Origin of the sequence: uncultured Gimesia sp. (assembly GCF_937910335.1) — a bacterium.
Classification (GTDB): domain Bacteria; phylum Planctomycetota; class Planctomycetia; order Planctomycetales; family Planctomycetaceae; genus Gimesia.
The window spans coordinates 1-7,709 of sequence record NZ_CALEMX010000227.1 but is presented as its reverse complement, the minus strand read 5'-3'; the positions used below and the strand labels follow the sequence as shown (position 1 = coordinate 7,709).

Genomic DNA, 7,709 nt, shown 5'->3' with positions numbered 1-7,709 from the left:
GGTGAAGCAGATTATATGTCTGAGGGGGACGCGAAGGCCACTTACCATTTATTCGTTGCTGCTGCTTATTTTTTTCCACTTTTGGGGTCTCTTCTCGCAGATATATTTTTGGGAAAATATAAAACGATTCTCCTGCTTTCTATAGTGTACTGTTTAGGGCATTTGGCATTGGCCATTGATGCAACACGCTCCGGGCTCTATTTAGGTCTGGTTCTGATTTCAATTGGTGCTGGAGGAATTAAACCATGTGTCTCGGCACACGTTGGAGACCAGTTTGGCAGTCAGAATAAACATTTACTAAGCAAAGTCTTTAGTTGGTTTTATTTTTCCATTAATTTGGGAGCGTGTATTTCAATTATTTTGATTCCAAAAATCCTTGAAATTTATGGGACTCATTATGCTTTTGGAATACCGGGAATCTTGATGGTAATTGCAACCATTCTATTTTGGATGGGGCGTAATAAATTTGTTCATATTCCCCCTTCGGGATGGAAAAAATTTCGTAAAGATACGTTCGGTAAAGAGGGATTGCAGGCATTACTTAATTTGTCGATTCTTTTTTATGTTTTTCTGCCAATATTCTGGTCGTTATTTGATCAAACCGGTTCTTCCTGGGTATTCCAAGGAAATCAAATGAATCCGAATATTGGTAACTATAAAATCAGTGCCGCTCAGATTCAGGCATTCAATCCCTTATTTATCCTGACACTCATTCCCGTATTTACTTACGTGATTTATCCTTTGATTAATAAGGTCTTTCCACTAACTCCGTTAAGAAAAATTTCCATTGGTTTCTTTTTGGCAGCGGCGTCATTTGGTATTAGTGCTTTAATTCAAATTCAAATTGATAATAATTTGACAAATCCACCACATATTTTATGGCAGGTAATTCCGTATCTAGTGCTCACAGCGAGTGAAGTAATGGTTTCAATTACTTGTCTAGAGTTTTCCTATATCCAGGCTCCCAAGTCGATGAAATCATTTATTATGTCACTCTTTCTTCTATCTGTCACAGTCGGGAATTTGCTGACTGCAGGGGTGAATAAGGTTATTATGATTGATAAAGAAAGATCGCATTTGGAAGGAGCCAACTACTACTGGTTTTTCTCTGGAATGATGTTTATTGCTGCAGTACTGTTTGTATTCGTAGCGAAATATTATCGAGGAACATCTTATATTCAGGATGATGAATCGATTATTTTAGAGGCTCGAGAAGAAGGGATTCATTAAGCTTTTACAAAACGATTGCAAACTGCTTTTCTTTATGCGAGATCTTGCTATGATCTGCTGAAGGCAGTGAGTGACTGCGGGGCAAAAATTAGTTCAATCATAATTCAAAAAATGGTACGCTTAGATTAAGGAATGAAAAATGCGTTTCTCTCAAACGTTTCAGGTAGCAGTGTGTGGTATCAGTTTAGCATTATTTGTGGGATGTTCATCAAAAGAGGAGACTCGGACTTTTAGCGACAAGGATTCAAATGCCTCTTCTGAAGCAGAACACGCTCATGATCATGGGCATGAGGATGGGCCAAACGGGGGACATCTTCTAGAAGTCGGTGAAGAACAATATCATCTCGAAGTGGTGTTCGATAACAAAGGCCGAACCTTGACGGCGTATGTTTTGGGCCCCGATGCGAAAACCGCATTTCCGATCGCAGCGGAATCGCTTGATTTCGATCTGGAAGTGGGTGAAAAAGAGCATGAAATTCCTCTGGCAGCCAAGCCCTTAGAAGGGGAAGCCAAAGGGAAATCATCCCGATTTGTCGCTGAAGGAAAAGCGATTCCCGAATCGGTCAAAGCAGAGTCCGATTTGGAAGGTCACTTTCATCTGGATATTGGCGACGATCATTTTCATGTTGATCTAGAACATGGCGATCATGAAGGTCACGATCATAAAGGTCATGACGATGATGATAAGGACGCCAAGAAAGCAGAAACACCCAAGAAAGATTCTGAAAAAGAAGAACCAAAGAAGGAAGAACCAAAAGCAACTAAAAAGCCGTAATTTCAGTGTGTTGAACGATTCAAGAAAAAGCTCCCTTGTTCTGATGATCAAGGGAGCTTTTTTATGATCTTGGATTTCACCTTTGATTCTTCGCACTTTGGTGCGCGCCAGGCAGAGAGTGGCGCGTGTCGAAATTGGTAGCGATTCAGACTTAACCCAACTGGGGGATTTCAGGTCATATGATCTGAAATGAAAGCGGCATGCGATGCCAAAAACACAAATTGATATTCAATGATTTAAATGACTTGAGAGATTCTCCATGCCAATAAATGATTTAACCTGCGCTGTGGTTCTGTTAATAACATCTGTTTTACAAACAGAGCTCTTGTCTGCAGAAGAGATGCAGATCAATAACTCTATTTATAATGCAGGAAATCGGGTTCAGCTTTTTGTAGATCAAGATTTGGTTAGCAGTTCCAAAAATGTTTCGTTCAATCTTCATGAAGGCTTGAAACATCCTGATAATCCTTTGTTGAAAGCTGAAGAGCCATTCGAAGGATGGAAACTTCAAATTTATGGCACGGTACTGTTTGACAAGGAAGAGGATATTTTCAAAATGTGGTATTTCAGTGATGCTACCGATGAATTTCCTCACTTTTCCACTCACTATGCAACAAGTACTGATGGAATTCACTGGAAGAAACCACTTGTGGGCACCGTGAAATCAAAAAGTGGAGCAAAGCATAATGCCGTTTTGAACGGATATCTTCTCGCAAGTGTAATGAAAGATAATCAAGAGTCGAATCCTGCAAAACGATACAAAATGATTTGCTGGCGTCAAAAGCCAGCGCATGGAGCCCATCTTATGGTATCACCTGATGGCTTGAATTGGACGCAAGTCAATGAAAAACCTTTTTGCAGATCTAGCGATGTGATTACAGGGCATTATGATCCTTATCGAAAAGAATATATTGCTTTCCCAAAGTTAGTGACAAATAACAGAGGACATATTCGCAGATGTTTTGGGCTTTCCACCAGTAAAAATTTTTCAGATTGGACACCATCTCGTCCCATTTTTAAGGCAGATGCTCGCGATGATTATGGATCAATGGGGCGGATTGAATCTGCGCGACATCTACTTGATGTGGAAGATGATCAAAAACTGGTTCGAACAGAATTTTATGGTATTAGTGCCTATCCTCATGAAAGTTGCACAATTGCTTTCCCATGGATATTTACAATTAACAATAATGCTCGATATGGAAATCATGAAGGACCCATGGAAGTGCAGTTTGCTAGCTCCCGAGATTTAACTCGTTGGGATCGGTCATTTCGAAAGCCGATTATTCCAAGGGGTAAAAAGGGAGAATGGGATGAGGGGATTCAAATCGGGGCATCCACTGCTTTTGAATATGGAGATGAAATCAGGCTATATTACAGTGGAGCAAATTATACTCATGGAACGCCATGTCTTTATCGTGAAAAAAACACCGGACGTAAAACAAAATACACTTGTAATATTGGATTAGTGAGTTGGAAGAAAGATCGCTTTGTGTCCGTAGATGCAAATGAAAACGGTGGTGTACTTACAACAGTACCGATTAAATTTAGCGGAAAGCATCTTTATTTAAATGCAAAGACATTTAAACAGGGTTCGATATATATGGATGTGCTGGACGCATCAGGAAATCGTATTTCTGACGTTCCAAGAATGTCTTTCACAGGGGATGAAATTCGTGGGAAAGTTCAATTTACTTCTGGAAACTCTGAAGGTTTTTCATCATTGCAGGATAAATTGATCTCTTTAAAATTTCATTTGAAAAATTGTGAGCTATATAGCTATGGATTTCATGATTAAATATTAATATTTATCCTGATTATTGATCTCATTATCGAAGCGAGGGCAGGCAAAGTAGCCATTCTACTTTTGAGTTTTCCTTGGATGCCGGTGTGTAATGCTACCAATTCACCCCTATTAATCAGTTACTTTACCAATCAATAAGTCTGGTTACCTTACAGCCAGAAGAATCGTCGGCAGGTTTCTACGACATCCCCAAAGAGTACGTAAAACAGACTGCGTTTTCCACAGTCAATTTTTGCGCTGACTTCCGCGCCAATACGTAACGAGTCTTTTGGCAGTTTTTCTTTGTTGAACGTGGCATAAATTTCAACAATACTGCCACTTTCTTCAGATGTATTGGCACGTGTGGCAATATCATTGACTTCGCCTCCATAAGTCACCTCATTCGAAGTTGCCAGAATAAATTCAACCGGTAAGTCGGTATCTCCTTTTTTATCTATGGCTCTTAGAATGTGCCCCATTCGCTTTTCTTCCACATCAAGTTCTAATTGCCAGGGACCGGTACTGTCCATGATTTCCAAAAGTAATTCACCACGCTGGACAGGGCGATTTTTCAGGAGCTGTTCGATCTGAAACGTGGTGACCACGCCGTCAATCGGGGCTTTGACATTCAGTTTATCAAGACGACTGTTCAGAATTTCAAGATGTTTCTGCACGCCAAAAATTTGTGTTTTTGTTTCATAAAATTGACCACGCAGCCGAATGATATCTTCAGATGGTCGTTTGCTGCTATTTCCAGATTGTAAATTTGCATTCAAGGTGAGCAGCATTAGTTTTAATTCGTTCAATTTGTTTTGTGTTTCCAGAGCTTGTGCCTGTAAATCTTCATTACGAATTTCAACCAGTAGAGTCCCTTTTTTCACCCGCTGGCCACTTTCCACGTGAATGGCGACCACTTCACCTTCCCAGTTGGTAAATACTTCCCGTTGAATGTTAGGCATCAGTCTGCCATCGCAGCTGACACGGTAATCATAAGGTACCAATGCCAGTGTAATACCAGTGGCAATAATGATCGCGATGATCGCCACTGTTTTGAGTAAAGTCTTCCCGCGTAACGCAGCAAAACAACGTCCAATGAACCTCCATAAGGGCATCAGGAAAATACTTTCGTAACTGCGTGAATTCGCAATACCACTGGAAATATGCCCTGATAATAATTCTGTCCGGCTTTCCAGGTGAGGCCTTGGCTGGCTGTCTGTGATCTGTTCAATAATCAGGCCTCCAATCAGTTTTTTAGGGACCTCTTTTTTGCGACCACCTAAGGCTTCATCGTCGTTTTTAATGACCGGCTCAGGCTCAAAGAGTGGCACGATCAAGATCATGCGTGTCCCACTTTCCTGTAGATAGTCTGCCAGTGGCTCTTCAATTTGAGGTGGAATCGAATCCACCGAACCTGAATAGAGAAATGTCTCCCGCATGGAGAGAACTTTGTTGGACAGTTTTGAAAGTAATCTTACGGTGTTTGCGCGTTTATTGACCTTGTCTTGACCATTAATGGCTTCGATCACAGTTTTCTTGCCGTATTGCATGGCTAAGCTGACGCGATCTGCATCGAGTAGTTGTCGGCTGTCATTTACGATAGTTGAAGCGACTTCTGTTAAGTCCAGGCTGCGATGAATCTGCTGAACGAATTGATCGACTTCTTCCCAGACTTCCAGAGAGGCATCGGTCTTACTGGCTTTCTCGCGTTCTTCCAGATAATGCGAAGCATATCCTGACATCTGTTCGACGAATTGCAGATAACCAGAATGAGCCTGTTTCGGCGAGTTCGATCGTTGGAAGATTTCGATGACACCAATCGGTTTCTTGCGAATCGATAGTGCTGCGACAACAATTAAATTATCTGTTGGTAAATGGATGTCAGAATCATTATCTGCGGTAAAAATACGTGCTTCCGCAGTCGATAATACATCAGATAAAAGACGCTGGTTCTTAAGGATGGCTTCCGGTTCTTCATAAAAACCGGTGTCTGCCAGATTCACCTCACTGGTGACGGCAAGTCGACCACTATCATCGATGAGCCACGCCGCACCTGCGGTGGCACCCAGACCCGCAACGACTCTTCTGAGAAATTCGCGAAAGAATGTCTCAGGTGCCACATTGGAATGAGCGAATTCTTCGATTTCCCGCGCAATACGAACAACACGTTCACGGGTCTGGCTAGGCGATTGGGTGCTTGTCATCGAGTTAGATTACCTGTTTGGTAGTTCGAATGTTTCAAGTGCTTCGAGTTCTAAAGAACGATCTCTTCAGAAATTATACGATACGAGAGTTAGAAAAGAGCAATATTTAGTGTATTTGGACACTATTTCCTGAACGGGAGTCTCTTTTCATATTATCATTTTATTAAGGAAGAAGAGCGATTGCAAAATTGCATTACGTCGTAAACTCAATTTTATTGCGATGTTGCGTAAATGAAACGGAAGAGTTGTGTAACCCATCCAGGACCAAAGAGTCCTATAAACGGCTTTCAAAAATAAGAGACGGTCAAATATTCAAAGTATAACATGCGTATGAAGAGAACAGGGTATAATTTCCCATCAGGTCATTACTTACAATCAATCTAAAGAACAGATAGGCGGACAAATTTCCAAAACCAAATGTTAACATGGGTCAAATGCAATGGTTGTGTTGTTTGTGCGGACGAGCTGTCCTGGTTCAACATGTCGTTACGTTCCGAACCTGCCCAATAAAAACACTATACCAACAGCATAAATCGCTTGTCAGCGGGGTGATTGAACCGTTAGATATATGGTTCAGAAGTGTCTATATTTATATGTCGTTCAATGATTGTCACCAGGCTTGTTAAAAGAATCACGCCTGGGTAAGTGATCTTGCTTCCAGCACTGCAACTGATTCAGATTTGAGGATGAAGTAATGAAATTAAACTCGATGAAAACTTGGTTTTGTTTAATGCTGCTGATCGGGTCAAGTTTGATTCTGACGGAAAATAATCTGGAGGCAGAAAATCAGGCGAAGGATAAATCGGTTACAACAGTTCCGGGTTCCGCAATTATTGTCAATGAGTGTCGTATTAAATTGATTGATCGTGTGATCTTAGGCAGTGATCGTCCGGGTGTATTGGAATATGTCGAACCCAACGAAGGAGAACAAATCAAAAAAGGGCAGGTCATTGCGGCACTGAAGAGCGATTCATTAAAAGCTTCGCGCAAGACTGCCGAAAAGCGTTCATCTAACGATATCGAGATTCGTTATTCCAAAACGGCGAAAGAAACAGCATATGTTGAGCTGGAAATGAATCTGGAGATTAATAGACGCGTACCAAATGCCATCTCAACTCTGGATATTAAACGCCTGGAGCTGAATGCCAAGAAAAGTGATTTACAAATTGAACAGGCTGAATTGGAGTTCGCAATGAGTAAATTGCAGCTTGCAGAAATAGATTCCCAGCTTGAAGAAACAAAAATCCTGGCTCCCTTTGATGGTATCGTAACGAAGAAGTTTCGCTCTACCGGCGAAGTTGTACGTCATGGTGATGAAGTATTGGAAGTTGTCAGTACCAAACGAGTCAAAGTGGAAGGCCATGTGAATATTGAAGATTCCTGGAAATTTAATGTCGGGACACCGGTTGAAGTTCAATTGGAAATTCATGGTGTCCGTCTACCGATAGAAGATGATACCTTTCACGGCAAGATTACTTATATAGATGTGGAAGTCGAACCCATTCATGGAAAAACGATTCGTGTCTGGGCTGAAGTAGAAAATCTGGAGAATATTCTGAAAGCCGGTTACATGGCAACGATGAAAATTTTACCTGACAAGTCAGGTAAAAAAGTGGCCCAGGAAACATCGGCAAAAAAATAGTTTTCTCTATTGCCAGTTTTCTAACTACAGACGGTTTTTCTTTTTTGTAAAAGACTTTCACTGCATATGAGTACTTTA

At 41.1% G+C, this 7,709-nt stretch carries 5 protein-coding genes; 4 read left to right on the top strand and 1 reads right to left on the bottom strand.

The window, feature by feature from the left end:
* From Q0668_RS08875 to Q0668_RS08865, 3 genes are all read left to right on the top strand, one after another.
* On the top strand, positions 1-1,230 hold a 1,230-nt coding region (locus tag Q0668_RS08875), incomplete at its 5' end, for a POT family MFS transporter (protein WP_298863067.1).
* Between the two features lie 139 nt (positions 1,231-1,369).
* The gene (locus tag Q0668_RS08870) at positions 1,370-2,005 is read left to right on the top strand and encodes a hypothetical protein (protein WP_298863064.1); all 636 of its coding nucleotides are present in this window, start codon (positions 1,370-1,372) and stop codon (positions 2,003-2,005) included.
* Between the two features lie 259 nt (positions 2,006-2,264).
* Complete coding sequence (locus Q0668_RS08865; RefSeq protein WP_298863061.1) at positions 2,265-3,803, top strand: hypothetical protein; 1,539 nt, start codon at positions 2,265-2,267, stop codon at positions 3,801-3,803.
* Between the two features lie 155 nt (positions 3,804-3,958).
* Here the strand turns inward: Q0668_RS08865 and Q0668_RS08860 are convergent, their stop codons facing one another.
* Complete coding sequence (locus tag Q0668_RS08860; RefSeq protein ID WP_298863058.1) at positions 3,959-5,989, bottom strand: biotin/lipoyl-binding protein; 2,031 nt, start codon at positions 5,987-5,989, stop codon at positions 3,959-3,961.
* Between the two features lie 694 nt (positions 5,990-6,683).
* On the opposite strand from Q0668_RS08860, the gene Q0668_RS08855 reads away from it, so the two are divergent.
* Complete coding sequence (locus tag Q0668_RS08855; RefSeq protein ID WP_298863055.1) at positions 6,684-7,631, top strand: efflux RND transporter periplasmic adaptor subunit; 948 nt, start codon at positions 6,684-6,686, stop codon at positions 7,629-7,631.
* Positions 7,632-7,709 lie beyond the last annotated feature (78 nt).

What these genes read in the sequence shown, in the direction of transcription:
- Q0668_RS08860 (WP_298863058.1), bottom strand. Translation starts at nt 5,989, where the DNA reads ATGACAAGCACCCAATCGCCTAGCCAGACCCGTGAACGTGTTGTTCGT.
- Q0668_RS08865 (WP_298863061.1), top strand. Translation starts at nt 2,265, where the DNA reads ATGCCAATAAATGATTTAACCTGCGCTGTGGTTCTGTTAATAACATCT.
- Q0668_RS08855 (WP_298863055.1), top strand. Translation starts at nt 6,684, where the DNA reads ATGAAATTAAACTCGATGAAAACTTGGTTTTGTTTAATGCTGCTGATC.
- Q0668_RS08870 (WP_298863064.1), top strand. Translation starts at nt 1,370, where the DNA reads ATGCGTTTCTCTCAAACGTTTCAGGTAGCAGTGTGTGGTATCAGTTTA.